Source organism: Klebsiella sp. CSG-1 (genome assembly GCF_056521145.1).
In genome coordinates, this window is the sequence record NZ_JBWNLD010000001.1 from 787,886 (window position 1) to 813,822 (window position 25,937).

The following is a 25,937-nucleotide window of genomic DNA, read 5'->3' on the forward strand; positions in this document are numbered from 1 at the left end:
AGCAGATGGTTGCGCTACGCGCTCCCCCGGCGATCTGGCCTGAGGAGCGCGTAAACCTGGAAGAGGCTAAAACGCGAAGCAGGAACAGCCCATCACGCCCCAGAACGCCTGTTCGTCCGACACCGGCACCGACGACTTACGGGCAATATCATGCTGATGACCGTGTACCCCGCAGCTGCCGCAGCACTGGTGCATCTGTACTATCGCCCCGATTTTCGCCGCCGCAGGCGGAGCGGAACGATAGTGGCCCGGCACCTTAACCACCGGAGACCACTCCGGCAGAACAGGAATCGGCGGCGGCGCCAGCGGCGAGAAATGCCCTGCGGCATAAACCACTTTGCCATCGACCACCGTCAGCACCGACTCAATGCCTTTGATCTCCTCTTCCGGCACGCTGAAATAGTCTTTGGACAGCACCACCAGATCGGCCAGCTGATCTTTCTCAATACGCCCTTTTTTGCCCTGTTCACTGGAGAACCAGGCGCTGCCCGCGGTCCACAGTTCCAGCGCCACCTCGCGCGGCAGACGGTTACTCTCGTCATACATCGCCATGCCGCCCACGGTACGCCCGGAGACCAGCCAGTAGAGCGCGGTCCACGGGTTGTAGCTTGCGACACGCGTCGCATCGGTCCCCAGCCCCACCGGCACGTCCAGCTCCAGCATTTTCGCCACCGGCGGCGTATGCTTGACCGCATCTTTGCCATAGCGATCGACAAAATATTCGCCCTGAAAAGCCATTCGGTGCTGCACCGCGATACCGCCGCCGAGCGCCTTCACGCGTTCAATATTCCGCTCGGTAATGGTCTCCGCATGGTCAAAGAACCAGTGCAGGCCGTTAAACGGAATATCGCGATTCACCTTCTCAAAAACATCCAGCATCCGGCTGATGGATTCATCATAGGTCGCATGCAGGCGGAACGGCCAGCGGTGCTCCACCAGATGGCGTACTACCCGCTCCAGCTCATCTTCCATCCCTTGCGGCAGATCCGGACGCGGCTGCAGGAAATCTTCAAAATCCGCCGCCGAGAAGACCAGCATTTCGCCGGCGCCGTTGGCACGGAAAAAGTCGGTCCCCTGCCCCGGTTTCAGCATATCGGTCCAGCGTTCGAAATCATCCAGCTCCTGTTTTGGCCGCTGGGTAAACAGGTTATAGGCAATACGCACGGTCATCTGCTCTTGCGCATGCAGCTGTTCAATAATTTCATAATCTTCCGGATAGTTCTGGAAACCGCCCCCGGCATCGATCGCGCTGGTGAGGCCAAGCCGGTTCAGCTCACGCATAAACTGACGCGTCGAATTGACCTGCAGCTCCAGCGGCAGCTTCGGCCCTTTCGCCAGGGTCGCATAGAGAATCATCGCGTTAGGTTTGGCGATCAGCATCCCGGTGGGGTTACCGTGGCTGTCGCGCACGATTTCACCGCCGGCCGGATCCGGCGTCTCTTTGATGTAACCCACGGCCTTCAGCGCCGCACGGTTCAGCAGCGCGCGATCGTAGAGATGGAGGACAAATACCGGCGTATCCGGCGCCGCCTCGTTCAACTCCTCGAGGGTGGGCATACGCCGTTCGGCGAACTGAAATTCACTCCAGCCGCCGACAACGCGCACCCACTGCGGAGACGGCGTGCGATCGGCCTGATCTTTCAGCATGCGCAGCGCGTCGGCCAGCGACGGAACCCCCTCCCAGCGCAACTCGAGATTATAATTCAGCCCGCCGCGGATCAGGTGCAGGTGGGAATCGTTCAGACCGGGGATCACCGTATGACCTTGTAGATCAACTATCTGTGTCCCTTGCGCAGCAAAACTCATGATCCGATCGCTGCTACCGGTGGCGAGGATCTTGCCGTTGGCGATGGCGATCGCCTCGGTCAACGGATTAGTGCGGTCGAGTGTATGAATTCGGCCGTTGGTAAGGATCAGTGTGGCAGTTTGCGACATAACGCTCTCCTTCAGGAGGCTGACTCAGTTTTTCTTTAACCAGCCAGCAAACAGACGGGTCACGATGGGCATCCAGAACCAGACCACCAGCGCGACCACACAGGCATCATTTATCAAATGCAGCAGCAGGCTTCCCCGCAATGAGGGAAGGAACATCCCGGTCAGCCACGGCACCAGGTTAGTGCTGGGAAAGATCACCAGCAGCGTAATCAGAAACTGCTTCCAGCGCAGCGGCTGGCGTACGTTCGCCGCCGGTGGAGTGAACCAGAAGGCCGGCTCGGTCCGCACTTCCGTGCGATCGCCTTCATTGAGCAGCGGCGCAATTTCCGCGACCAGTTCGCGACGCGTTTCTGACTGCGTCCAGGCATAGAGGTGTTCAATGGTGTCAAAACGAATAATGACGCTCCATAAATTCTGCCCGGCGGTCGGGCGAATCACGTTAGCGCCCAGATGGCCGGGAAACTCTGCCGCGACAGGCATAATTTTACCTAACCATTGCTCATAGCGTTCCCCGTGTTCAGGGTCGAGCGTATGGCTTATTACCAGGGTCACCGATTTCTGTTGCGTCATGACCGGGCTCCTTGCTGCGGAGAAGGGCGGGATTTCCCCCCTTCTCCATCAATGACAATACACAAAATCATTCATGCTGCGTCGAAGCGGCAAGCTTGTACGCCCCCGGTCACTGACATGAGCCAGCGACCGGGGCGGGCAAACGAAGGCCACACAGAGACAGCCTGAAGGACGAAGTGTATTCAGGCTTTACGTTCCGGCGCGCCGTGTACCATGGTATAGGCATAATCCACGCCCATCCCGTAAGCGCCACTGTGTTCGCGAACCAGATCCATGACCGCGTCATACGTCTCTTTGCGTGACCAGTCGCGCTGGTATTCCAGCAATACCTGCTGCCAGGTAACCGGAACAGCGCCGGCCTGCACCATGCGATCAATTGACCGTTCATGGGCGTCAACGGAGGTGCCGCCGGAGGTGTCGGTAACCACGTAGACTTCAAACCCCTCTTCCAAAGCCATCAGCGCCGGGAAGGTCAGGCACACTTCGGTCCACAGCGCAGAAATAATCAATTTTTTGCGTCCGGTGGCTTTGACCGCCTTAACAAAAGCGGCATCTTCCCAGGAGTTCATCGACGTACGTTCAATCGGTTTAACCTGCGGATGGACCGCCAGTAATTCTGGCCAGATATAGCCGCTAAAACTTTTGGTCTCAACGGAAGTATAAATAACCGGAACATTAAAAATCTTGCCGGCTTTCGCCAGGGCAACGGTGTTGTTTTTCAGCGTCTGACGGTCAATATTGGCAACGCCAAACGACATCTGCGGCTGATGGTCAATAAAGATTAGGGCAGAGTTGGTTGGATCGATCAGTTCCCGAATAGACATGACATACCTTCTTAATCAATAAGTTAAAGAGATATAAAACAAGTTACTGTGGGTCTGAATCGTGAAGGATAAAGCATGCTGAGTATAGTCAGTTATTTCTAACGAGTTATTAAAGAAATTCTCCGTGCTATTGCTAAATGTATAAGCTACGGGCGATAAATTTCAGACGTATGAAGGCGGAAAGAGAGGAAGATAATGGGGTAAAAATATAAAAACCTGGCTGTCTGGTTAGCAATGCTTATCAAAAATTTACGCGAAAGGGTTCTAAATTATTCACTGGCATTGACCATCCGGCTTCGGTAAAACTGAGTCACCCTTGTTAACCGGTAAGTAATGGATGCGCTTAAACCTTGATGTTCTGCTGATTCTGGACGCGTTAGATACCCACGGGTCTTTCGCCACCGCCGCAGAGTCGTTGTATAAGACCCCTGCCGCCTTGAGCTATATGATCCAGAAGCTGGAAAGCGATCTGGATATCACTCTGCTGGATCGCAGCGGTCATCGGGCGAAATTTACCGATACCGGCCGAATGGTGCTGGAAAAGGGTCGTTTGCTGCTCAACGCCGCAAAAGATCTGGAAAAACAGGCCGTCCAGCTGGAAGCCGGCTGGGAGCGGGATCTGGATATCGCGCTCGATGCCTCTTTCCCTTTTGAACGTCTGCTGCCGCTGATCGACGCTTTTTACGCGCAAAACCCGCAAACCCGGCTCAACTTTACCCACCATACGCTGGCCGGCTCCTGGGAAGAGCTGACCCGCAACGGCGCAGATATTATTCTCGGCGCCATCAACGAACCGCCCACCTCCGCCGAATGGTCGTGGAAAATGGTCGGCGCGCTGGATAATGTCTTCGTTGTCGCCCCCGCTCACCCGCTCGCCGAAGCGACGCAGCCGCTCAACAACAAGCAGCTGAGCCTGCATCGCGCGGTGGTGATTAGCGACAGCGCCCGCTATTGCCATCCGCTCAACAGCAACCTCCTCGCTGAACAGCCGCAAATTCGCGTCGACGATTTTGCCAGCAAGGTGGCGCTGCTGCGCGCCGGGCTGGGCTGCGGTTTTTTACCTCGCCATATCGCACAGCCGTGGCTGGAGAACGGGGAGCTGATAGAAAAGCCGGTTCTCTCCTGCCGCGAGAAAGATCTCACCTATATCGCCTGGCGCAGCGATAACGACGGCCTCGCCCAGCGCTGGTGGCGGGAGGCGATTCTCCGCGACCCGTTCCTGAACCAGCTCTACTCCTGACGGCTGAACCAGACGCTGGCGGAAATAGCGGGCAGGCTCAGCACGCCATCATGCAACGTACCGGCGCCCTCTTGCACCTGCCATGCGCCAACGTCCAGCAGCGGCGAATCCTCGACAACCACTTCGCAGGCTTCGCCGCGGTTGATGGCCACCAGCACGCGCAGCTGCTTATACACACGAGCAAATACCACCACGTTCTCTTCGGCATAAATGACCTGGCAGCCGCCGTATCGCAGTGCCTTATTGGCTTTGCGCAGCTTCGCCATCCGCTTATACAGCCCCAGCAGCACGGTATCCTGCAGGGCGGGATCCCACGGGAAGGGTTTACGACAGAAGGGATCGTTGTTGCCATCGACGCCCACTTCATCGCCGTAGTAGATGCAGGGTACGCCCGGCCAGCAAAACAGCCACACGACCGCCAGCGGCAGGCGTGCGACATCTCTGCCCAGCAGCGACTTAAATCGCGCGGTATCGTGACTGTCCAGCTGGTTAAACATCCGCAGCTGCTGCTGATGCGACAGCCCGGCGCGATAGTTATCCATCCAGGCGACGCAGGTCTGCGCGTCAATCTTCTGCGGATCGTAAGAGATATCGGTATTGGCGAGGAATCCCCACAGCGGGAAGGTAAAACCGCGGTAGTTCATGGCGGCATCTTCAGCGTCCGCCTGGAGCCACTGGCGGGCGTCACCAAAATGCTCGCCGAAGACAAAGGATTCGGGCTGCGTCTGCTTCGCCGCCGCGGTAATACCGGCAATATGGCGCAGGTTGTTGTGCGCCCCGCCGCCTTCACCCAGCATATGCACCACGTCCAGCCGCCAGCCGTCCATGCTCCACGGCGCTTTCAGCCAGTGGCGGACAATACTGTCTTCTCCGGCGTAGATTTCATTCACCAGGCTTGCGGACTGATAATCCAGCTTAGGCAGGCTGGCGTAGCCCAGCCAGCTATGCGCTTCCCCTTCGGGAGAGATGGTAAACCAGTCGCGCCACGGCGAATCGGCATGGTGACACGCCCCGCTGCTGCCGCGCTGGTGGCGGTCGAACCAGGCGTGCGAATCGCCGGTATGGTTAAACACACCGTCAAGAATCAGGCGCATCCCTTCGCGCTGCGTGTTGTGGCGCAGACGCAGCAGCGCGCCGTCGCCGCCGAATTGCGGATCGACGCGGCGATAATCTTCGGTATCGTATTTATGCACGCTGGGGGCGACAAATACCGGGTTCAGATAGAGCGCAGTCACGCCAAGCTGCTTGAGATACGGCAGTTTCTCGCTGATGCCGTCAAGATCGCCGCCATAGAAGGTGGAACCGCCCGCTTCGCCGGTTAACGGCTCATCCCACGATTTCCGGACAATGTCGCGCCCGGCGGCGTGATGATGATAGACCCGATCCTGTTCCGCTTCTCGCGTCTCGCTGCGCGCAAAACGGTCAGGGAAAATTTGATAAAAGACCTGATCGGCCACCCACTGCGGGCCGCTATCCGGCAGATCGACGGCGAACTGCTCCAGCCTCGCCGGCGGAAAACGGTTAAAGCCCTGCGGCGTGAACCAGCGCTGACGATCCGCCCACAGTAGCTTAAAACTGTAGCGCCGACGCGGCTGGCCGCTGGCAAGATTGATTTCGCCCCGCCACGCAACAACGCCCGGATGCGGTTCCTGGCGCAGTCGGTGCATTGGCAGCGAGAGCTCTTCATTATCTTCTTCCGCACGCAACGTCACCCGCTGCGGCAGATCGTCGCCGCTGAGCCATAAAGTGATAAAGAGTCGTTCCTGCTGCTCCTTGATAAACGGAGCCACAGGCAGGTGCCATGCCTTCAACATCGTCATTCCTCTCTCTTTAGAATGGGCACACCTTGCCACAGCCCACAGGCGGATGACTCATCATCACAGGAATTATTGGGGGAGGATAATGGGGGTGGAGAGCGCGCCTGCCAAACCGGGCAGGCGCGGGGGAAGCGTTACTGTGCCTGCGCCAGCTGGCGGTCGCGGCGAGTTTTCCACTGCCAGCCAGCCAGCAGCAGCACAATCCAGGCGAAACCGACGTACAGCGAGATACGGGTGTCCGGATGGTAGCCAATCAGCGCAATAATAAAGACGAGGAACACCAGACCCACGGCAGTCGTGGCGACGCCACCCGGTACCTTAAACTTCAGCGCTTTCGCCTCTTCCGGCGACAGGCGACGGCGGAAGGCAATCTGCGACAGCAGGATCATGATCCACACCCAGACGGTGGCGAAGGTGGCCAGTGACGCAATCACCAGGAAGACGTTTTCCGGCATGATGTAGTTAAGATAGACCGCAAACAGCAGCGCAACGGTCATCACCATCACCGTCACCCACGGGATCCCGCGACGCGAAGTCCTGGCGAAAATCTTCGGCGCGCTGCCCTGCTCGGCCATGCCGTGCAGCATACGTCCGACGCCGAAGACGTCGCTGTTAATCGCCGACAGCGAGGCGGTCAGCACCACAAAGTTAAGGATGCTGGCGGCAAACGCAATGCCCATATGCTGGAAGGTCAGAACGAACGGGCTGCCGTCAGTGCCCACCTGATTCCACGGATAAATGGACATAATCACGAACAGCGTGCCGACATAGAACACCAGAATGCGCATCGGGACCGAGTTAATCGCGCGCGGAATGGATTTCTCCGGGTCTTTCGCTTCACCGGCGGTGATGCCGATGATCTCTATCCCGCCGTAGGCGAACATTACCATCTGCAGCGACATCACCATTCCCAGCCAGCCGTTGCTGAAGAAGCCGCCGTTGCTCCACAGATTATGGATGCCGGTAGGCTGTCCGCCGTTGCCGATCCCCCAGATAATGATGCCGAAACCGGCAAGAATCATGATGATGATGGTGGCAACTTTAAAGAACGAGAACCAGAACTCCAGCTCGCCGAAGACCTTAACGCTCATCAGGTTGACGGCGCAGATAATCAGCACCACGCTGAGCACCCATATCCAGTGCGGTACCGTCGGAAACCAGACGCCCATATAAATCCCGAAAGCCGTCACGTCGGCAATCGCGACAATCAGAATTTCAAAGCAGTAGGTCCAGCCGGTGATATAGCCCGCCAGCGGGCCGAGATAATCCTGCGCATAGCGGGAAAATGAGCTGGCGGCAGGGTTATGTACCGACATTTCTCCCAGCGCACGCATAATGATGTACGCGGCCGCGCCGCCGATAATATAGGCCAGCAGGACGCTCGGGCCCGCCATTTTAATGGCGTCAGCTGAACCATAGAACAGGCCGGTACCAATTGCGGATCCCAGCGCCATAAAGCGGATATGCCGGGTACTTAGCCCGCGCTTAAGTTTGTTACTACTTTCCATCGTATTCCATGCCGTTTTTCTCTTCAGACCTTCGCCGGAGCAGGCCGCAAAAGAGGATTACCTGAAAAACAAAAAACCACGGGACCCAAAGTCCCGTGGCTTAACACTGATTAAAACCGTCGGTTAATGCGCGCTGGAGGTCACCTGACGTCCTGCCGCACGGTCCCAGATCACCGCCAGAACCACCATCACGGCGGTAGGCATCAGCCAGGCAAGACCCTGCTCAGCCAGCGGCAGACGCGAGGTCCAGGCCGGTAACATCTCCGCGAACGCCGACGATTTAATGCCGTCAATGATACCAAACATCAGGCTGATAAACATGGCCGGCGCAATGACGCGGGACGAATTATGCCACCAGTTGCGGGTAAAGCTTAAGACCACCAGGGCGATACATGGCGGATAGATAGCCGTCAGCACCGGAATCGAAATCTGAATCAGATGGCTCAGCCCCAGGTTGGAGACCGCCATCGAGAAAATGCCGAGGATAAATACCAGCGCGCGATAGGATAATGGCAGGTACTGCGCGAAGAACTCCGCACAGGCGCAGGTCAAGCCCACCGCGGTCACCAGACAAGCGATGAAAATCAGCGCCGCCAGCATAAAGCTCCCCGCGCCACCGAAGGTGTGCTGGACATAGGCATGCAGAATCGCCGCGCCGTTAGCGGATTGATCCACCAGTGTCGCGCTATCAGACCCGAGGCGGAACAGCGCCAGATACAGCAGCGTCAGCCCCACGCCGGCCATCAGTCCGGCCCAGACGGTGTAGCGAGTCAGCAGGCGCGCTTCCGTTACGCCGCGAGAGCGCGCGGCGTTAACAATGACGATACCGAACACCATGGCACCCAGCGTATCCATGGTCAGATAGCCGTTAACGAAACCGTTCGAGAACGGCGCGGTGCGGTAAGCTTCCAGCGCATTGCTGATCGAGCCAGCCGGCCAGATAATTGCCGCAACGGACAAAATGATCAGCGCAATAATTTTCAGCGGTGCAAGGAAATTCCCCACCGTATCCAGCAGTTTGCCCGGATAGAGCGAGACCAGGATCACCAGCGCAAAATAGATCACGCTGTAAATCATCAGCGGCATCGCGCCGTCGCCGGTCAGCGGGGCAATCCCGACTTCAAAAGAGACCGTTGCGGTACGCGGCGTCGCAAACAGCGGGCCAACGGCCAGGTAACAGACCACCGCCAGCAGGATGCCGGCCACTTTGCCAATCGGCGTACTCAGGCTTTCCACGCCGCCGCCGACTTTCGCCAGCGCCACAACCGTCAGCACCGGTAAACCCACGGCGGTAATCAGAAAGCCAATAGCGGCGGTCCAGACGTGTTCACCGGCCTGTAAACCCACCATCGGAGGGAAGATAATGTTGCCTGCGCCAACGAACAACGCGAAGGTCATAAAGCCCAACGCGATAATGTCGCGAGATTTTAACTGATGGGTCATAAATTCATTACTGCCTGTGGATGTGGTGTTGTTAACAAACGGAAAATACCGTGTCTTCCCCTGAGGGAGGATACAGCGGTGGTTGCCGGAAAAATCAGCGGGATATGCTCCCGAACACGCGTGGGAAAGAATTGTTTTTTGAATTACCACGCAAAAACAGTCTGTCTGCGACTGCATGGGGGGCAATTTAAACGCTTATAACGTTTTAATGCAAGGCGGGATCGCAAAAGCAGATGATTATGCTAAGTCTATTTTTATGAGCGGGATTATTGACCATATCTAAGGAAAACCTCCGGCTAATCATGCGAACAAAAAAGCAGCAGGCGTTCATTAATTACGCGGCTAAAAAGTGACTGCAAACGAAAATGACCAGCCGAAGCTGGTCATTGGCAAGTCATGTTGACAAGGGCGCGTTCAGGCGCTTTTTTTGGCAATTAAACGTTCCGGGAGTAAGAAACTAAAACGCGTCCCTTTACCTACCGTACTCTCAATTTCCAGGCGACTGTCGTGATGATTTACCGCATGTTTGACAATCGCCAGCCCAAGACCGCTGCCGCCGGTTTGCCGCGAACGCGCCTTATCCACGCGATAGAAGCGCTCGGTCAGACGCGGAATGTGCTCGGGCGCAATCCCCGGACCGTTATCCTCGACGCTGAACAACGCGCCATGCGGCGCCCGTTGCCAGCTGACGGTAATCTCCGTCCCCGCTGGCGTATGGTTAATCGCGTTATACACCAGATTGGACATCGCGCTTCGCAGCTGCTCTTCGTTGCCCAGCACCAGCAGCGTCTCATCGACGTGGAAGTGGAGCGTCTGCTTCTGCTGGCTGAGCGTCTGGGCTTCTCGCTCCACCACCCGCAGCATCATCGGCACGTCGATTTTGTCATTCATGGCCAGCGTCGGCGCCGCTTCAATCCGCGACAGCGTCAGCAGCTGCTTGACTAACCCCTCCATGCGCTGGGTTTGCTCGCGCATCGTGTGCAGCGCTTTTTCGCGCGTCATCCCTTCCAGCACCTGCTCCTGCATCATCTCCAGATAGCCCTGCAGTACCGTTAACGGCGTGCGAAGCTCATGGCTGACGTTGGCAAAAAAGTTGCGCCGCGCGCCTTCCAGCTGGTGCATCTGCGTCACATCGCGCGCCACCATCAGCCACTGTTTGTCGCTGTAGGGCATGACGCGGATCTCCAGATGACGAGCAGTATTGAGGACCAGATTGAGCGGCTTTGAGAAATCCCTGTTTTTGAGGTAGTGAGCAAATTCAGGGTAGCGCAGGAGGTTAAGAATATTTTGTCCACTGTCGTCCGGCCAGCGCAGATTGAGGATCTGCTGAGCCAGACCATTACACCAGAAGATGGCCCCCTCCTCCGTCGTCAGCACCACCGCATCGGGCAACGACTCCGCCCCGCTACGAAAGCGTTTGATCAGACTGCCCAGTTCGCGTCGGCGCTTTTTATTGCGCATCTGCATCTGGTGAAGGCCGTAGAGCAGCGGTTCCCAGCTGCCGCTTCCCGGCGGTGGCGTCATGCTACGGTCGACCCATAGCCACCATGAAAGACGTAATAAATTCCAGAAATGCCAGATGAGAAGTCCGGTTACTGCCGCCAGCAAAAACCACGGCAGATAACCCACCACCGCCCCAAGAATCAGGGCCGGGATACAACATAAGAAAAGCTCAAGCGCCAGCCTTTTCCATGACAGCCGTTCCAGCACGGTTCACACTCCTGTCGAGATTCAGAAACGGGCGGAGAAACGATATCCCGTGCCGCGGACCGTTTGTACCATCCGGTCATGGCCGCTATGTTCCAGCGCTTTACGCAGACGGCGAATATGCACATCCACCGTTCTGTCTTCTACATACACGTTCGTCCCCCAGACGTGATTCAGCAGCTGTTCGCGGCTGTAGACGCGTTCCGGGTGAGTCATAAAGAAGTGTAGCAATTTAAACTCCGTCGGCCCCATGTCCAGCGGACTTTCTCCGGTCATCACCCGATGGGAGGAAGGGTCAAGGCTAAGCCCTTGCATTTCAATCACTTCTTCCACAGCCATCGGCGAAATACGGCGCATCACCGCTTTGATTCGCGCCACCAGCTCTTTCGGTGAAAAAGGCTTAGTGATGTAATCATCGGCGCCGGTTTCCAGACCACGTACACGATCCTCTTCTTCACCGCGGGCGGTGAGCATGACGACCGGGATATCGCGGGTCATCGCCTCACGCTTGAGCAGCTTGATAAACTGGAGACCCGATCCGCCCGGCAGCATCCAGTCGAGGAGAATCAAATCAGGCCAGGGTTCATTGAGTTGATTCACCGCACTGTCATAATCTTCCGCCTCGACGGGCTGAAAGCCGTTTTGCTCAAGAACAAAGCAGACCATTTCGCGGATCGGAGCTTCATCTTCAACGACCAGAATTCTTCTCGCCATTATTTACCCTGTATTTTTTAGCCATCAGTATAGAGTGCGGCGCCATTATGCGTCAGTTTTGTGACAGATTTATGAAGAAAATGACCGTCATATGATAGCGGATTTTGAATAATGACAAGGAGTAACAATCGATCCTGCAGGCGTTAAAGGGGCAACCTGCCGGATGACAGGTATATAATGCGCCCATGCTTTTTCGCCAGGGAATACTTATGCGCATCATCCACACCTCTGACTGGCACCTTGGCCAGAATTTTTACAGCAAGAGCCGCGCCGCCGAACACTCGGCCTTTCTCAACTGGCTGCTGACCAGCGCGCAGGCGCACGAGGTCGATGCCATTATTGTCGCCGGCGACATCTTTGATACCGGCTCGCCGCCAAGCTACGCTCGCGAGCTGTATAACCGCTTTGTGGTTCAGCTTCAGCAGACCGGCTGCCAGCTGGTGGTACTGGCGGGCAACCACGATTCGGTGGCGACGCTGAATGAATCCCGCGATATTCTGGCCTTTCTGAAAACCACGGTGGTGGCCAGCGCCGGCCATGCCCCCTTTATTCTGCCGCAGCGCGACGGCACCCCCGGCGCCATATTTTGCCCGGTCCCCTTCCTGCGCCCGCGCGAGCTGGTCACCAGCCAGGCCGGACACTCCAGCGGCGAAAAACAGCAGCTGCTGTTGAACGCCATCAGCGACTATTATCAGCAGCAGTACGAAGCGGCCTGCGCCCTGCGCGACGATCGTCCGCTGCCGATCGTCGCCAGCGGCCACCTGACCACCGTCGGCGCCAGCAAAAGCGATGCGGTGCGCGAGATCTACATCGGCACGCTGGAGGCATTTCCCGCCAGCCATTTTCCCCCCGTTGATTATATTGCCCTCGGCCATATTCACCGGGCGCAAAAGATTGGCGGCAGCGAACATATTCGCTACAGCGGCTCCCCCATCGCCCTCAGCTTTGATGAGACAGGAAAAAGCAAAAGCGTCAATCTGGTGACCTTCACCGACGGGCAGCTGACGGAGGTGCTTCCTCTGACGGTGCCGGTGACGCAGCCGCTGGCGGTGCTGAAAGGCGATTTCTCCAGCATCAGCGAACATCTCACCCAGTGGCGGGACGCCCCTCAGGAGCCGGTCGTCTGGCTGGATATTGAAATTACCAGTGACGAATATCTCCATGATATTCAGCGCAAAATTCAGGCTCAGACCGAAGATCTGCCGGTGGAAGTGCTGCTGGTTCGCCGCAGCCGCGCCCAACGTGAACGCATCCTGGCGGGCGAGCGGCGGGAGACGCTGAGCGAACTGCAGGTCGAGGAGGTGTTTGAACGCCGCCTGGCGCAGGAAACGCTGGAAGAGGCGCAGCAGCTGCGCCTGACGCAGCTGTTCAACGAAACGCTGCATAGTCTGAATGGTGAGGAGCACCTGTGAAAATTCTGAGTTTGCGCCTGAAAAATATCAACTCGTTAAAAGGCGAATGGAAAATCGACTTCACCGCAGAACCGTTCGCCAGCAACGGGCTGTTTGCCATCACCGGCCCCACCGGCGCCGGGAAAACCACTCTGCTGGACGCTATCTGCCTCGCGCTGTATCACGAAACGCCGCGTCTGAGCAGCGTCTCGCAATCGCAAAACGATCTGATGACCCGCGATACCGCCGAATGTCTGGCGGAAGTGGAATTTGAGGTCAAAGGGACCGCCTATCGCGCCTTCTGGAGCCAGAACCGCGCCCGCAATCAGCCGGAGGGCAACCTGCAGGCCCCGCGCGTTGAACTGGCGCGCTGCGACGATGGGCAGATCCTCGCCGATAAAGTCAAAGATAAACTCGAACTTACCGCTTCGCTCACCGGACTGGATTACGGTCGCTTTACCCGCTCAATGCTGCTTTCGCAAGGCCAGTTCGCCGCGTTCCTCAATGCCAAACCGAAAGAACGCGCTGAGCTGCTGGAAGAGCTGACCGGCACCGAAATCTACGGTCAAATTTCAGCACAGGTGTTTGAAAAGCATAAACTTGCCCGCAATGAACTGGAGAAACTTCAGGCCCAGGCGTCCGGCGTTCTGCTGCTGAGCGATGAGCAACAGCAGGCGTTACAGCAAAGTTTGCAAGCACTTACTGATGAAGAGCGTCTACAGCTCGCTGAGCAAACCCGCCTGCAGGCGACGCAGCAGTGGCTGCTGCGCCAGCAGGAGCTCAGCGCGGAAGCCTCGCAGTCGCAGATCCGGCTACAGGAGGCGCAGCAGGCGCTGGAGCAGGCCCAGCCGCAGCTCGCGGCGCTGCTCAACGCGCAGCCGGCAGAGCAGCTGCGTCCGCTGTGGACCCGGCAGCAGGAGCAAAGCGCCGAGCTGGCGCAAACCCACCGCCAGGTGGAGGAAGTGAATACTCGCTTACAGGACAGGCTGCGGCTGCGCGCCGGGATTCGCCTTGCCGCCAGCCGGCAGATGACGCGCTTACAGGATGCCCATCACGCCCTCAACCTGTGGCTTAAAGAACACGATAGCTATCGCCAGTGGGGAAACTCGCTGGCGGGCTGGCGGGCCGTCTTCCAGCAGCAGGCGCGCGATGCCCAACAGCAGAACGCCGTGCAGCAGAGCCTGGCGGAAACCACTCGCAAGCTTTCGGAGCTGCCGCCTGCGGCGCTGACGCTGGATGCCGACCAGGTTACCGCCAGCCTGGCGCAGCACGCCGCCGCTCGCCCGCTGCGCCAGCAGCTTTCGACGCTGCACAGTCGCCTGTTGCCGCTTCGTCAGCGTCAGCAGCAGTTGCAAACCGCGGAGCAGGCCCGCCGCGAGGAGCAGGAAAAGCTGGAAACAACCCTGGCCCAGCGCCGGCTGGCATACAAAGAAAAACATCAGCAATTCAGCGATGTGAAGGCTATTTGTGAGCTGGAAGCGCGCATTGTCGGGCTGGAGGAAGAGCGCGCTCGCCTGCAGCCCGGGAGCCCTTGTCCACTGTGCGGTTCCAGCGAACACCCGGCGGTCGCGCAATACCGGGCGCTGGAACCCGGCGTGAATCAGGCCCGCCGGGATAGTCTGGAGCGTGAAGTCAAACAGCTGACGGAAGAAGGCGCCCAGCTACGCGGTCAGCTTGAGGCACTGCTTAAACAACAGGTTAAAGAGAAAGAAGAGCTGGACTCACTCCTCCAGCAGGAGCAAGCGCTCACCTCGCAATGGCAGACAACCATCAGCGGACTCCATTGCGAACTGCAGCCGCAGGATGATATTCCCGGCTGGCTGGCGGCCCAGCAGGAGAGCGAACAGCAGCTGTATCAGCACCAGCAGCGACTGGCCTGGCAGGCCCAGCAGCAGGCGGGCGAGCAACAGCTCAGGCAGCTCCAGCAGGAGCAGGAACAACGGCGCGCGCAGCTGGAGGCGGAACTCTCGCCCTTCGCGCTCAGCGTTCCGCAGGCCGATCGGACGGCGGAGTGGCTGGCGCAGCGGGAAGCAGAGAGCCGCCTGTGGCAGGAAAAACAGAACCAATTTGTTGCGCTTCAGGAGCAGCTTCAACAGCTGACGCCGCTGCTGGATACGCTTCCGCAGACAGAGCCGGAGTCCCTTCCGCCAGCGGACGAGATAGCCGATCCGGCGCCGCTGACGGGCTGGCGTCAGGTGCACGACGACTGTCTGGCATTGCAAAGCCAGTGGCGGACGCTGAGCCAGCAGGAGAGCCAGCAGCAGGAAGCGCTGCGGGAGACGCAAACCCGGTTCGCTGCCGCACTCTCCAGCAGCCCGTTTGCCGACCAGCAGGCCTTTCTCGCTGCCATGCTCGACGAAGAGACGCGCCAGCGGCTGGAGCGGCTTAAACAGACGCTGGAAAATGCGGTACAGCAAAATAACGCCCTGGCGCTGCGCGCCCGCGATGCGCTTGCCCGGCATCAGCAGCAACCGCCGGCAGACGTCGACCTCACCCAACCGCTGGAGCAGGTCCAGGCCCGTCTGCTCCAGCTGGCGCCGCAGCTGCGGGAAAACAGCGCCCGCCAGGGAGAGATCCGCCAACAGCTGAAACAGAACGCCGGGAACCAGCAACGCCAGCAGACATTGCATCAGGAGATCGCGCTGGCCGGGCAGCAGCTCGAGGACTGGGCATGGCTTAATGCGCTGATCGGTTCTAAAGAGGGCGATAAGTTCCGTAAATTCGCCCAGGGGCTAACGCTGGATAACCTGGTCTGGCTGGCGAACCATCAGCTCAATCGCCTGCACGGGCGCTACCAGCTTCAGCGCAAGGCCAGCGAAGCACTGGAGCTGGAAGTGGTTGATACCTGGCAGGCGGATGCGGTACGCGATACCCGAACCCTCTCCGGCGGTGAAAGCTTCCTTGTCAGCCTGGCGCTGGCGCTGGCGCTGTCCGATCTGGTGAGCCACAAAACGCGCATCGATTCACTGTTTCTTGATGAAGGGTTCGGCACGCTCGATAGCGAAACGCTCGATACTGCGCTGGATGCGCTCGACGCCCTGAATGCCAGCGGCAAGGTGATCGGCGTGATAAGCCACGTTGAAGCAATGAAAGAGCGGATTCCGGTGCAGATCAAAGTTAAGAAAATCAACGGCCTTGGCTACAGCCGGCTGGATAAAATGTTTTCCGTCGAGTAACCCCCAGCGATTCCTCCGCTGAAGACCTTTCCCTTAGGGGAAAGGTCGCCCTTCCCCCGGCGCATTATTCCTGCCGCCACTTCACGAATTATCTTGATCACGCACGAATATGCATGTTAATTTCATTTCTCTTTCCTTAATGAGAATAAACAGGCATAGACATGACGTTTCAGGCACCAAAAAACGGAAAAATCGATTAACACCGTCATTCGTGCACAAACACGCAGGTCAACATACCCGACAGGTACGCGCCAGGTAAAAGCGCCTTTCCGGATATCCATCGGGTTTCCCGTCTTCCCGCTCATATATTAAGAAGGTCTTAGAGATGAAAAGTTGTCTTATTCTGGTTGCGGGCCCCGTCCGCAGCGGTACCAATAATCACCCGGAACTGATTGCTGCCAACCTGGACGCCATGGCACAGGTTGCGCTGAGTATTTATCGTAAAGGGCATATTCCTGTTATTGGCGAGTGGCTCGCTTTACCTATTGCCAAAGCCGCAGGTTCAAAAGAAACAGGCGATCCGATCAGCGAAGAGTTTTTATATCCCGTCGCGCATCGTTTGATTAGCCGCTGCGACGCGATTTTGCGTATACCGGGGGAGTCCCGGGGTGCCGATCTTGATGTCGAGGAAGGGAAAAAAAGGGGGCTGCCGATTTATTATCGCCTCGACGAGATCCCCGTTCTGTAATTCCCCCCGTTGCACCTGCTGAGCAGGGCAACGGGGTCACGCTGCTTTACAGCGGCCACAGCCAGGCCGCGCCGCGCACGCCGCTGGAGTCGCCGTGTACGGCTTTTCGAATCGGCGTCTCGCACTCCCCGCCGAATACCCATGGTTTTACCAGCTCAGGCACCGTCTGGTAGAGGCGTTCAACGTTGCTCATGCCGCCGCCGAGGACTATCACATCCGGATCGAGGATATTGACCACGTGGGCCAGCGACTTCGCCAGACGCATCTCGTAACGCTTCAGCGCCTGTTCGGCCAACGGATCCTGCTCGCCAACCCGCTGCATAATCGCATTGCCCGTTAGCGACTGGCCGCTCAGACGCTGGTAATCCGTGGCAAAACCGGTACCGGAGATAAAGGTTTCGATACATCCCTGCTTACCGCAATAGCACGGCACTTCGGCGCGATAGCGCAGTTCATCCTCATCCATCCACGGTAGCGGGTTATGCCCCCACTCCCCGGCAGTACCGTTGCCGCCAATGTGGGAACGGCCATTTATCGCCACTCCCGCGCCGCATCCGGTGCCGATAATCACCGCAAACACGGTCTGCGCCCCGGCGGCGGCGCCGTCTACCGCTTCGGAAACCGCCAGGCAGTTGGCATCATTCGCCAGGCGTACTTCGCGATTTAAGCGCTGGCTCAGATCGTTATCAAACGGCTGACCGTTGAGCCAGGTAGAATTGGCATTTTTCACTACCCCGGTATAGGGTGAAATCGACCCCGGGATCCCGACGCCAACGCTGCCGCGCTGCCCGGTGGCCTGCTCCGCCATCCCGACCAGCGTCGCGATATTCTCTATCGTTTGCCGGTAATCCTCTCGTGGAGTCGGCAAACGGTGGCGAAATAACTGCTCTCCCTGGTCACTCAGAGCAATGACTTCTGTTTTTGTGCCGCCCAGATCAATACCAATACGCACTGTAAGCTCCTCTCCCCGATTAACAATGCAAGCATAGCGACAATTCGCTATCATGCCCGCTGGATTTAACGACAACGCCGTGGAAATTATCATGCTGTGGTTCAAAAATTTAATGGTTTACCGTCTCAGCCGCGAGATTTCATTGCGTGCCGAGGAGATGGAAAAACAGCTGGCCGGGCTGACATTTACCCCTTGTGGTAGCCAGGATATGGCGAAGACCGGCTGGGTATCGCCGATGGGTTCGCACAGCGATGCGCTGACGCATACCGCAAATGGCCAGATCGTGATCTGCGCACGCAAAGAAGAGAAGATCCTGCCGTCACCGGTGATCAAACAGGCGCTGGAGGCGAAGATCCTCAAGCTGGAAGCCGATCAGGGCCGTAAGCTGAAAAAAACCGAGAAAGATTCGCTGAAAGACGAAGTGCTGCACTCGCTGCTGCCGCGCGCCTTCAGCCGTTTCAGCCAGACAATGATGTGGATCGACACCGTCAACGGGCTGATCATGGTCGACTGCGCCAGCGCCAAGAAAGCGGAAGATACGCTGGCGCTGCTGCGTAAAACCTTAGGTTCTCTGCCGGTCGTTCCGCTGGCGCTGGAAAACCCGATCGAGCTGACGTTGACCGAATGGGTCCGCTCCGGGACCGTTGCTCAAGGTTTCCAGCTGCTGGATGAAGCCGAACTGAAAGCCATGCTTGAAGACGGCGGCGTCATTCGGGCGAAGAAACAGGATCTGGTCAGCGATGAAATCGCCGTGCATATTGAAGCCGGGAAAGTCGTCACCAAACTGGCGCTCGACTGGCAGCAGCGTATTCAGTTCCTGATGTGCGATGATGGTTCAATCAAACGTCTGAAGTTCTGCGACGAACTGCGTGACCAGAATGAAGATATTGACCGGGAAGATTTCGCTCAGCGTTTTGACGCCGACTTTATTCTGATGACCGGCGAACTGGCGGCATTGATTCAGAATCTGGTGGAAGCTCTGGGCGGAGAAGCACAGCGCTAATCAGCGCCGGGTGCGCCCGACAAAGCGGGCAACATGCCTTCCTGCCGCAGCAGGAAGGCGATGAATCACAGATAGCGGCACAGATAAGAGGTTGGCTCAGCCACCTGCAGATGAAACTCGCTGTTGCCTGGGACATTGAACACTTCACCGGCGGCATACACTTTCCACTCGGTTTCCCCCGGCAGCAGAACATTCAGCGCACCGCTCACCACCGTCATCTCTTCCGGCTGCGCGGTACCAAAGGTATATTCCCCTTCTGCCATCACCCCGACGCTCGCGCGACCGGTGCTGCTGCTGGTGAAGCCAATCGATTTCACTTTTCCGTCGAAGTATTCATTGCTTTGAAGCATAAACAAGCCCTTATGATCTTTTGTTGAAGCCTCAATATAGGGGGCGCTCCTTGCCCCTGTCACGCAAAATTAATCTATCGGACCATGTTAAACTAATAGTTCTGCAGCCAACCGGGAAACCAGCACATTTGACAGCAGAACCGGCACATCCAGCGCTTTTTGCAATACGTCGCGATGATGCTGGTGGTAACCCAGGCAGTCCAGCACCAGCACATCGGCGCCCTGCTCCAGCAGCGCCCGTCCGGCGCTCAATAAATCACTATCGCTGCCGCTTATCGGGTTGGCTAACGCATAGTAAGGCGCGTTATCTAACGCAAGCCACTTTTGCCGCTGCATGGGCAGCACCTCCTCAACGGGAACGATAACCCCGACCTGATGACCGTCAACAATCGACGCCACCAGCGGCGGAATAATCCGCTGCGGCTCCAGTAAAATGGCATTGCGCGCCGTGAGGCCGCTGAGCATTTCGGAACTCAAAAACAGAATGACATCATATTCTTGCCTGTCGAGCATCGCGATAATATGCTTTAAATCACGCTCGACCTTCTGGCGCGAAACCTCGGCCGGCTGGTTGTCATTCAATAACGTCAGCAGGCATTCATCGCCGGAATCAACAGCATAATCTTCCATAACGTCTTCACGCGTCATTTTGCCTAACAGGCTAATATGAGTGATCTGCTCTTCCCTGATATGTTCGGTTAAAAGCGGCAAAACTTCAGCCACCGGTACCACGCCAACGGTTAAAATTGCCATCGTTGTACTCATATCACGTACCTTTTCACTACCACTGCTTCAGCACAGGCTTACTGCACACCACTTCGCCCCCCTGTTGACTAAAAATCAACCGTCCAGAAGCGTAGCAGCTTACCGCCGCCGTTGAATGTAAAGATTGATGTGACCTCAGGCGCGTGCCTGAAAAATCCGTACCTTAGGGAATCATCAGCAGGGCTGATGAATTAAAAATGTGATGGAGGCCCGGTATTACTCTGCGTAAAGAGAATTCCGGGCGGGCGAGATTATGATTTATCCGGGTCTTCGTAGCGCTGTTTCGCGTCCAGCGCTTCCTGCTCGGTGGGGTGTTCACTGATCAGTGAATCGGGCGTCGGGAAATCGGCACGCAGCTGATACCAGGTCTCCCCCTGACCTGCGGGCCCTTTCGCAACGGCAACGATACGCGCTTCTCTCGGATATGGAGGTTGGGTTGGCATAGCTCTTCCTTCTTCGGCGATCAGAGCTATTAAGTATAGGGGCCCCTGCGTCGTTTACCGTCAGTAAAGTCTTAACTCGCCGCGCGGCCGGCTACCCTTACTCCCTTGCGGTCTCGGCGCATTGAGCCTCTTGCGGCGCAGAGACATTCTGCAACGTCGCCAGAATTTGTCCGACGACGTCATCCGGCGTCGCGGTGGCATCGATAATATGATGCGCGGTTGCGCGATACAGCGCTTCCCGCTGCGCCAGCACTTCGCCGACTTCATCGCGTACCGGTTTGCCGGTCAGCGTCGGCCGCTGCTCGGTTTTCGGATACGCTTCAAGGCGGGCGATCAGCGCCGAAACCGGCACCTGCAGGTAAATTACCACGCCGTTTTCGCGCATGAACTGGCGGTTAACTTCAGCCAGAATAATGCCGCCGCCGGTCGCAACCACCGTTTCCGGCCGCGTGGCCGCTTTCAGCGCCTCTGATTCCAGCTCACGAAAACGCGCCCAGCCCTCCTGCTCAACAATAGTCGCGACCGTACGCTGCTCGCGCTCCTGCAGCGCATGATCGGTATCGGTGAACTGGTAATGACGCGCCCGCGCCAGCGCATGGCCGATTGTCGTTTTACCGCAGCCGCGCGGCCCGATGAGAAAGATTGGCAATGTCATTACCGAAGACCCCCTGGTTCCGCATATCGCGGGAAAATGAATACGAAGAGTAAGCAATGGCACCGGCAAAATCGCCGGCAATAATCGTAAAACAAACGTTACATCGCTCTAACAAAACCTGTTCACCACAGATGGCAAAAGGATTTATCGCGTAAACCTATCATTGCATTAAGTGTTATTCCAGATTTACTTATTCAAAAAGGTTATTTTTCAGCCGCTGGCTGGCGTAAACGGTAACACATTTATGCATAGCTTTACGCATCAACATATTTACAACATGGCGCGTTCAGTCGCACTCTGACGCTAAACGACCAGTATGACAGAGGAAAGTACCATGCAATCTGAAGAACAACGCCTTATTGATGGACTGTTTTCCCGCCTGAAAGAGGCCGGGACGCAGAGCGCTTCGCGCGATGCCAGCGCCGAGGAGCGGATTGCGCAACACATGAAAGAGCAGCCCGCCGCGCCCTATTACATGGCGCAAACGATACTGATCCAGGAAGCCGCCATCAAGCAGCTCAACGATCGTATCAAGGCGCTGGAAAGCCAGGTGACGCAACTACAGGCGGCAAAACCGAGCAGCGGCGGGTTCCTCTCCGGCTTGTTTGGCGGCGGTCAGAGCCGCGGCTCCGACCCCATTCCCGGGGCCGAACAATATGGCCGCCCTCAGGCCAGCGCGCAACCGCAGTATGCGCCGCAAATGCCGCAGCAAAACTATGCGCCGCAGGCGGCGCGCAGCGGCGGCGGCTTTATGGCCGGCGCGTTACAAACGGCGGCAGGTGTGGCAGGCGGCGTGGTGCTGGGCAACATGCTGACCAATATGTTCAGCGGCTCGCATCCGCAGGAAATCGTCAATATTATTGAAGAAAAACCGCAGCCTGACCTTAACCAGACGCAGGAACTGTCCGCCGCGGACGATCCGTTCCGTCAGGACGATAATCAGTTCCTCGCGGATAACAACACCTGGAACTCTGACTTCGACGCGGGTATGGGTAACGACGACGATTTCGGCGGCGATGACGACAGCTGGGTTTAACCCTGCGGGCGTTTTGTCTCTGACAGCCACTTCTCCAGCGCGGCGGCGAATTGTTGCCGATCGCGCTGCGACAAACTATCCGGGCCGCCGGTTTGTACGCCGCTGGCCCGCATCGTTTCCATAAAATCACGCATCGTCAGACGTTCGCGAATGGTCGCATCGCTGTAGCGCTCGCCGCGCGGATTTAAGGCTGCAGCGCCCTTGGCCAGAACTTCCGCCGCCAGCGGAATATCGGCGGTAATCACCAGGTCGCCCGGTTCACAGAGGCGGACGATTTCGTTATCGGCCACATCAAACCCCTGCGGCACGCGCAGCGTGCGGATCACCCGCGATGGCGGCACCCGCAGCGGCTGGTTGGCAACCAGCGTCAGCGAGGTCTGCGTACGCTCGGCGGCGCGGAATAAAATCTCTTTAATGACGTTCGGACACGCGTCCGCATCAACCCAAATAGCCATTCCGGCTCCTGTCGACGAAAAAGGGAGCCATCATTGTCACCTGCTTTTGTCCCCCGGGGAAGCGCTGGAGTGATAAGCTAGAGAACTCACGACAAAATAAGCAAAGGGGAACGGTGATGGAGAAGAAAATTGGCTTTATCGGCTGCGGGAATATGGGTAAGGCCATTCTGGGCGGTCTGATCGCCAGCGGACAGGTGCAGCCTGGGCAAATTTGGGTCTACACCCCGTCGCCGGACAAAGTGGCGGCCCTGCACGACCAGTACGGCATCAATGCCGCGCAGAGCGCACAGGAAGTCGCTCAGGTCGCCGATATCATTTTCGGCGCGGTCAAGCCGGGGATCATGATTAAAGTGCTCAGCGAAGTCGCCTCCAGCCTGAATAAAGACTCGCTGGTTATCTCAATTGCCGCTGGCGTCACCCTCGATCAGCTGGCACGGGCGCTGGGCCACGATCGCAAGATCGTCCGCGCGATGCCGAACACCCCGTCGCTGGTTAACGCCGGGATGACCTCAGTGACGCCTAACGCGCTGGTGACCAGCGAAGAGGTCGCCGAAACGCTGACGATTTTCCGCTGCTTCGGCCAGGCTGAAATTATCGCTGAGCCGATGATCCACCCGGTGGTGGGCGTGAGCGGTTCCGCGCCGGCCTACGTCTTCATGTTTATTGAAGCGATGGCGGACGCTGCCGTTCTCGGCGGTATGCCACGCGCTCAGGCCTACAAATTTGCCGCTCAGGCGGTGATGGGGTCGGCAAAGATGGTGCTGGAAAGCGGGGAACATCCGGGGACGCTGAAAGATATGGTCTGCTCGCCAGGCGGCACCACCATCGAAGCCGTGCGGGTACTGGAAGAGAAAGGGTTCCGCTCTGCGGTCATCGAGGCCATGGTCAAATGCATGGAAAAATCAGAGAAGCTCAGCCGCTCCTGATCCCCGCCTCATGTTGATATCGGGTGAGGAGTCTCCTCACCCGTTTTTACGCCGTCTGCTTCGACAGAGGCACGCTTATCCCTGTTTCTTCAGGCAGGCGCTCATAAACTTATTACGATCGTCCCCTTTCAGAGACTGCTGAGTCGCCTGAGCGTTGCACTCGCGCATTTTTTGCTGCTGAGGCGTCAGCCCCTTACTTTCCGGCGCCGGCGCATCTTTCTTGAGGCACTGACTCATAAACGCTTTACGCTCGTCCCCTTTCAGCGTTTTCGACGAGGCCTCTTTGTTGCAGGTCGTCATTTTTTGCTGCTGGGGCGTGGGCGTTTTTTCCGCGGCATTCACCGCCGTCACAAAGATAAGACCAAAAAGCAGGGTTACCAACAATGTTATTTTCATCACACCATCCTTTTGTCAGTCAATCTCTGTAAGTCTGGTCGCTGATGGGAAAAAAACCAGCCGATGACCACAATTCGCCATCGGCAGCGGCTTATTTCAGACCCAGCGCGGCTTTCATGGTGTAGAACAGATCGGTCTGATCGGTTAACCCCACCACGTTTGCGGCATGCGGACCGTAGGCGGCAATGCGCAGCTGCGTGCCGGTATGTTCCATCGACTCCTCTTCCGAGTTGCCGTAGCTCATGACCATCACCGAGCCGTCTTTGGTCGTCAGCGCCTGAGTCAGGCCCGGAGCTTTGGAATCGGCCGGAATAATCTGGCTGGAGTGCGCGTGGTCAGCGGTGACAACGACCAGCGTGTTACCCTCTTTTTTGGCAAACTCCAGCGCTTTTTGTACCGCTTCATCAAGGTCGACGGTTTCGCCAATCTGACCGCACGGGTTCGCCGCATGATCCTGTTTATCGATAGAGGCGCCCTCAACCTGCAGGAAGAATCCTTTCTCGTTGCTGCTCAGAAGACCGATCGCTTTCTCGGTCATCTGCGCCAGCGTCGGAACGGAAGCGTCACGTTTGCTGTTCGGAGTGCAGGTTATCGCCGGCTTATCAATATTCCCGTGGTAAGAGGCTTTCGGCCCTTCCCAACGCACCGGCATGTTGCCGTCGGCGAAAAGGCCCAGCAGCGGTTTGCCCTGGTTAGCTTCGCTGACTGCGGCCAGCGAGCTGGCATCGGTGACAATCTGGTAGCCGCGGGCAATGGCCTGTTCATGCAGCGTTTTGCCCTGCCATTCGCCGGCCGTCGCGGTTTCGGCGAACGTTTTTGCCCCGCCGCCTAAGGTCACGTCCGCGCGGGCATTCAGCAGCTGCTCGGTAATTGAGCCTTTACCGCCCTTTTCCAGCGCGTTGCCGGGACATTTTTCGCTGGTGACGCTCGGGCCGTAGCATTTACGCGAAGTCACGTGTGCAACCAGCGCCGCAGGCGTGGCATCCTGCAGTTCTGCCGTGGAGACGTTGCCAGTGGCAAACCCTGCGGCTTTCGCCAGCTCGAGGATAGTCTGATGATCTTTTTCATGAATATCGACCCCCAGCGCGCCGTTGTAGCTTTTTACGCCGGTTGTCCAGGCGGTAGCGGACGCGGCGGAATCGGTGACGTAATCCGGTTTGCCGGTTTTCTTATCCAGAGAATAATGCGTGTACTGACCGGTCAGCGGCAGCGCATCAATACCCTTAAAGAAACCGCCGGCGCCTTCGGCATAATTGCGCGCCGCCGTAATTTCAGAATCGCCCATCCCGTCGCCAATCAGCAAAATAATATTTTTTGCGGGTTTGTTGATTAACGAGGCCTGCAGCGCGGCAGTTTGATCGCCGCTTAAACGGCGCGCGCCGCCGGGCGTCGTGATATCACCCTGAGCGGCACGATTTTCCAGAACCGGGGCAGCCGTAGTTTCTGCATGAATAACCGGGGAGCCCAGCAGAGGTAACAGGGCAATAACGAGGGCATTTAATTTCACTTTTGTCGTCTCCATGTAAAAATACTTAAAAAACAAAACGAGGGAGACTTTATAAAAGCGAGATGACAGTAAAATGACAGCATCCATGTCCTGTCAAAAGAACTAACTACGCGGATGCCGCAACAGCTTTTTTATATATTGCTGCAACAGCTGAGCATCGCGATCGTCCACCAGCGGACCGGGGCTTGCCTGCTCAATAGCGTGCTCAATATCGTTAATTAATGCCTGCTGCGCATCCTGCGCCATATGGCGAAGCAGCGCCGTCACGACAACTTCCAGCGCCTCAACCTGCACCGTCAGTTCCTTTGCTTCTTCCTCCTTTTGCGCCAGGTTTACCAGTAGTTCAGCAATGAGATTCTTCACAGCACTGTATCCTTATGCGGGTTCCATTATTTGCTAGTTATGTCATACATTCGCCTTCGGATACCAGTATTAT

At 57.3% G+C, this 25,937-nt stretch carries 24 protein-coding genes; 7 read left to right on the forward strand and 17 right to left on the reverse strand.

Annotated elements, in window-relative coordinates:
• Positions 1-66: 66 nt before the first annotated feature.
• The 3 genes from AC007G_RS03855 to AC007G_RS03865 form a co-directional block, all read right to left on the reverse strand.
• Entirely contained in the window at positions 67-1,935 is a 1,869-nt protein-coding gene (locus tag AC007G_RS03855) for an amidohydrolase (RefSeq protein ID WP_479466545.1), read from the reverse strand.
• A gap of 24 nt (positions 1,936-1,959) precedes the next feature.
• Positions 1,960-2,505 carry an antibiotic biosynthesis monooxygenase gene (locus AC007G_RS03860; protein WP_032689276.1) on the reverse strand — a complete coding sequence of 182 codons (546 nt, stop codon included), beginning with the start codon at positions 2,503-2,505 and terminating at the stop codon, positions 1,960-1,962.
• A gap of 182 nt (positions 2,506-2,687) precedes the next feature.
• On the reverse strand, positions 2,688-3,329 hold the full coding sequence (locus AC007G_RS03865) for a hydrolase (RefSeq protein WP_032689277.1): 642 nt from the start codon (positions 3,327-3,329) through the stop codon (positions 2,688-2,690).
• A 337-nt stretch (positions 3,330-3,666) separates the two neighbouring features.
• On the opposite strand from AC007G_RS03865, the gene AC007G_RS03870 reads away from it, so the two are divergent.
• The gene (locus AC007G_RS03870; protein WP_032696560.1) at positions 3,667-4,569 is read left to right on the forward strand and encodes a LysR substrate-binding domain-containing protein; all 903 of its coding nucleotides are present in this window, start codon (positions 3,667-3,669) and stop codon (positions 4,567-4,569) included.
• Here the strand turns inward: AC007G_RS03870 and malZ are convergent.
• The 5 genes from malZ to phoB all read right to left on the reverse strand — a co-directional run bounded on the left by malZ (position 4,560) and on the right by phoB (position 11,758).
• A complete protein-coding gene (gene malZ / locus AC007G_RS03875) occupies positions 4,560-6,383 on the reverse strand; it encodes a maltodextrin glucosidase (RefSeq protein ID WP_047664183.1) in 1,824 nt (607 codons plus the stop codon). The two genes, AC007G_RS03870 and malZ, sit on opposite strands and share 10 nt — an antisense overlap.
• A gap of 137 nt (positions 6,384-6,520) precedes the next feature.
• Complete coding sequence (proY, locus tag AC007G_RS03880) at positions 6,521-7,894, reverse strand: proline-specific permease ProY (RefSeq protein WP_032689280.1); 1,374 nt, start codon at positions 7,892-7,894, stop codon at positions 6,521-6,523.
• 123 nt (positions 7,895-8,017) lie between these two features.
• The gene (gene brnQ / locus AC007G_RS03885; RefSeq protein ID WP_032689281.1) at positions 8,018-9,337 is read right to left on the reverse strand and encodes a branched-chain amino acid transporter carrier protein BrnQ; all 1,320 of its coding nucleotides are present in this window, start codon (positions 9,335-9,337) and stop codon (positions 8,018-8,020) included.
• A gap of 414 nt (positions 9,338-9,751) precedes the next feature.
• Positions 9,752-11,047: a phosphate regulon sensor histidine kinase PhoR gene (phoR, locus tag AC007G_RS03890; protein WP_032696562.1), complete on the reverse strand. Its 1,296-nt coding sequence runs from the start codon at positions 11,045-11,047 to the stop codon at positions 9,752-9,754.
• Positions 11,048-11,068: 21 nt separating this feature from the next.
• The gene (phoB, locus tag AC007G_RS03895; RefSeq protein WP_004204861.1) at positions 11,069-11,758 is read right to left on the reverse strand and encodes a phosphate response regulator transcription factor PhoB; all 690 of its coding nucleotides are present in this window, start codon (positions 11,756-11,758) and stop codon (positions 11,069-11,071) included.
• Between the two features lie 209 nt (positions 11,759-11,967).
• On the opposite strand from phoB, the gene sbcD reads away from it, so the two are divergent.
• The 3 genes from sbcD to AC007G_RS03910 all read left to right on the forward strand — a co-directional run bounded on the left by sbcD (position 11,968) and on the right by AC007G_RS03910 (position 17,013).
• Positions 11,968-13,170 (forward strand): exonuclease subunit SbcD, encoded by a 1,203-nt coding sequence (gene sbcD, locus AC007G_RS03900; RefSeq protein ID WP_479466546.1) that lies wholly within the window; start codon positions 11,968-11,970, stop codon positions 13,168-13,170.
• Complete coding sequence (sbcC, locus tag AC007G_RS03905) at positions 13,167-16,325, forward strand: exonuclease subunit SbcC (RefSeq protein ID WP_142630472.1); 3,159 nt, start codon at positions 13,167-13,169, stop codon at positions 16,323-16,325. Before sbcD ends, sbcC begins: the two co-directional genes overlap by 4 nt.
• 325 nt (positions 16,326-16,650) lie before the next feature.
• Entirely contained in the window at positions 16,651-17,013 is a 363-nt protein-coding gene (locus AC007G_RS03910) for an NUDIX hydrolase (protein WP_032689285.1), read from the forward strand.
• Positions 17,014-17,059: 46 nt separating this feature from the next.
• On the opposite strand, the gene mak is transcribed toward AC007G_RS03910, so the two are convergent.
• Positions 17,060-17,965, reverse strand: coding sequence for a fructokinase (gene mak, locus AC007G_RS03915; RefSeq protein ID WP_032689286.1), 906 nt, complete (start codon positions 17,963-17,965; stop codon positions 17,060-17,062).
• 91 nt (positions 17,966-18,056) lie between these two features.
• Here mak and rdgC point away from each other — a divergent pair, with 91 nt between their 5' ends.
• A complete protein-coding gene (rdgC, locus tag AC007G_RS03920; RefSeq protein ID WP_032689287.1) occupies positions 18,057-18,968 on the forward strand; it encodes a recombination-associated protein RdgC in 912 nt (303 codons plus the stop codon).
• A 65-nt stretch (positions 18,969-19,033) separates the two neighbouring features.
• Here the strand turns inward: rdgC and ppnP are convergent, their stop codons facing one another.
• The 4 genes from ppnP to aroL form a co-directional block, all read right to left on the reverse strand.
• The gene (gene ppnP, locus AC007G_RS03925) at positions 19,034-19,318 is read right to left on the reverse strand and encodes a pyrimidine/purine nucleoside phosphorylase (protein ID WP_002890284.1); all 285 of its coding nucleotides are present in this window, start codon (positions 19,316-19,318) and stop codon (positions 19,034-19,036) included.
• Between the two features lie 87 nt (positions 19,319-19,405).
• Positions 19,406-20,083, reverse strand: coding sequence for an AroM family protein (locus AC007G_RS03930; RefSeq protein WP_142630474.1), 678 nt, complete (start codon positions 20,081-20,083; stop codon positions 19,406-19,408).
• 251 nt (positions 20,084-20,334) lie between these two features.
• Positions 20,335-20,526: a YaiA family protein gene (locus AC007G_RS03935; protein ID WP_004858514.1), complete on the reverse strand. Its 192-nt coding sequence runs from the start codon at positions 20,524-20,526 to the stop codon at positions 20,335-20,337.
• Positions 20,527-20,623: 97 nt separating this feature from the next.
• Entirely contained in the window at positions 20,624-21,181 is a 558-nt protein-coding gene (aroL, locus tag AC007G_RS03940; protein WP_032689289.1) for a shikimate kinase AroL, read from the reverse strand.
• 334 nt (positions 21,182-21,515) lie between these two features.
• Here aroL and AC007G_RS03945 point away from each other — a divergent pair, with 334 nt between their 5' ends.
• Complete coding sequence (locus tag AC007G_RS03945; RefSeq protein WP_142630476.1) at positions 21,516-22,217, forward strand: DUF2076 domain-containing protein; 702 nt, start codon at positions 21,516-21,518, stop codon at positions 22,215-22,217.
• Here AC007G_RS03945 and AC007G_RS03950 read toward each other — a convergent pair.
• Complete coding sequence (locus AC007G_RS03950; protein ID WP_032689291.1) at positions 22,214-22,672, reverse strand: YaiI/YqxD family protein; 459 nt, start codon at positions 22,670-22,672, stop codon at positions 22,214-22,216. The two genes, AC007G_RS03945 and AC007G_RS03950, sit on opposite strands and share 4 nt — an antisense overlap.
• Positions 22,673-22,788: 116 nt before the next feature.
• Between AC007G_RS03950 and proC the strand changes: the two genes are divergently transcribed.
• Positions 22,789-23,598, forward strand: coding sequence for a pyrroline-5-carboxylate reductase (proC, locus tag AC007G_RS03955; protein WP_032689292.1), 810 nt, complete (start codon positions 22,789-22,791; stop codon positions 23,596-23,598).
• Between the two features lie 75 nt (positions 23,599-23,673).
• Here proC and psiF read toward each other — a convergent pair whose 3' ends face one another.
• The 3 genes from psiF to iraP all read right to left on the reverse strand — a co-directional run bounded on the left by psiF (position 23,674) and on the right by iraP (position 25,864).
• Positions 23,674-23,994, reverse strand: coding sequence for a phosphate starvation-inducible protein PsiF (psiF, locus tag AC007G_RS03960; RefSeq protein WP_032689293.1), 321 nt, complete (start codon positions 23,992-23,994; stop codon positions 23,674-23,676).
• Positions 23,995-24,085: 91 nt separating this feature from the next.
• Positions 24,086-25,516: an alkaline phosphatase gene (gene phoA / locus AC007G_RS03965; protein ID WP_032689323.1), complete on the reverse strand. Its 1,431-nt coding sequence runs from the start codon at positions 25,514-25,516 to the stop codon at positions 24,086-24,088.
• Between the two features lie 87 nt (positions 25,517-25,603).
• Positions 25,604-25,864, reverse strand: a complete 261-nt coding sequence (gene iraP / locus AC007G_RS03970; protein WP_004858488.1) for an anti-adapter protein IraP — start codon at positions 25,862-25,864, stop codon at positions 25,604-25,606.
• Between the last annotated feature and the right edge of the window lie 73 nt (positions 25,865-25,937).

Bases quoted from the DNA above. Each gene is read 5' to 3' on its own strand.
- AC007G_RS03860 (WP_032689276.1), bottom strand. From the start codon at position 2,505: ATGACGCAACAGAAATCGGTGACCCTGGTAATAAGCCATACGCTCGAC.
- AC007G_RS03870 (WP_032696560.1), top strand. From the start codon at position 3,667: ATGCGCTTAAACCTTGATGTTCTGCTGATTCTGGACGCGTTAGATACC.
- proY (WP_032689280.1), bottom strand. From the start codon at position 7,894: ATGGAAAGTAGTAACAAACTTAAGCGCGGGCTAAGTACCCGGCATATC.
- aroL (WP_032689289.1), bottom strand. From the start codon at position 21,181: ATGACATTGCCAATCTTTCTCATCGGGCCGCGCGGCTGCGGTAAAACG.
- brnQ (WP_032689281.1), bottom strand. From the start codon at position 9,337: ATGACCCATCAGTTAAAATCTCGCGACATTATCGCGTTGGGCTTTATG.
- ppnP (WP_002890284.1), bottom strand. From the start codon at position 19,318: ATGCTTCAAAGCAATGAATACTTCGACGGAAAAGTGAAATCGATTGGC.
- AC007G_RS03910 (WP_032689285.1), top strand. From the start codon at position 16,651: ATGAAAAGTTGTCTTATTCTGGTTGCGGGCCCCGTCCGCAGCGGTACC.
- AC007G_RS03855 (WP_479466545.1), bottom strand. From the start codon at position 1,935: ATGTCGCAAACTGCCACACTGATCCTTACCAACGGCCGAATTCATACA.
- rdgC (WP_032689287.1), top strand. From the start codon at position 18,057: ATGCTGTGGTTCAAAAATTTAATGGTTTACCGTCTCAGCCGCGAGATT.
- malZ (WP_047664183.1), bottom strand. From the start codon at position 6,383: ATGTTGAAGGCATGGCACCTGCCTGTGGCTCCGTTTATCAAGGAGCAG.
- AC007G_RS03865 (WP_032689277.1), bottom strand. From the start codon at position 3,329: ATGTCTATTCGGGAACTGATCGATCCAACCAACTCTGCCCTAATCTTT.
- proC (WP_032689292.1), top strand. From the start codon at position 22,789: ATGGAGAAGAAAATTGGCTTTATCGGCTGCGGGAATATGGGTAAGGCC.
- AC007G_RS03930 (WP_142630474.1), bottom strand. From the start codon at position 20,083: ATGAGTACAACGATGGCAATTTTAACCGTTGGCGTGGTACCGGTGGCT.
- AC007G_RS03950 (WP_032689291.1), bottom strand. From the start codon at position 22,672: ATGGCTATTTGGGTTGATGCGGACGCGTGTCCGAACGTCATTAAAGAG.
- AC007G_RS03945 (WP_142630476.1), top strand. From the start codon at position 21,516: ATGCAATCTGAAGAACAACGCCTTATTGATGGACTGTTTTCCCGCCTG.
- sbcD (WP_479466546.1), top strand. From the start codon at position 11,968: ATGCGCATCATCCACACCTCTGACTGGCACCTTGGCCAGAATTTTTAC.
- phoB (WP_004204861.1), bottom strand. From the start codon at position 11,758: ATGGCGAGAAGAATTCTGGTCGTTGAAGATGAAGCTCCGATCCGCGAA.
- AC007G_RS03935 (WP_004858514.1), bottom strand. From the start codon at position 20,526: ATGCCAACCCAACCTCCATATCCGAGAGAAGCGCGTATCGTTGCCGTT.
- phoA (WP_032689323.1), bottom strand. From the start codon at position 25,516: ATGGAGACGACAAAAGTGAAATTAAATGCCCTCGTTATTGCCCTGTTA.
- psiF (WP_032689293.1), bottom strand. From the start codon at position 23,994: ATGAAAATAACATTGTTGGTAACCCTGCTTTTTGGTCTTATCTTTGTG.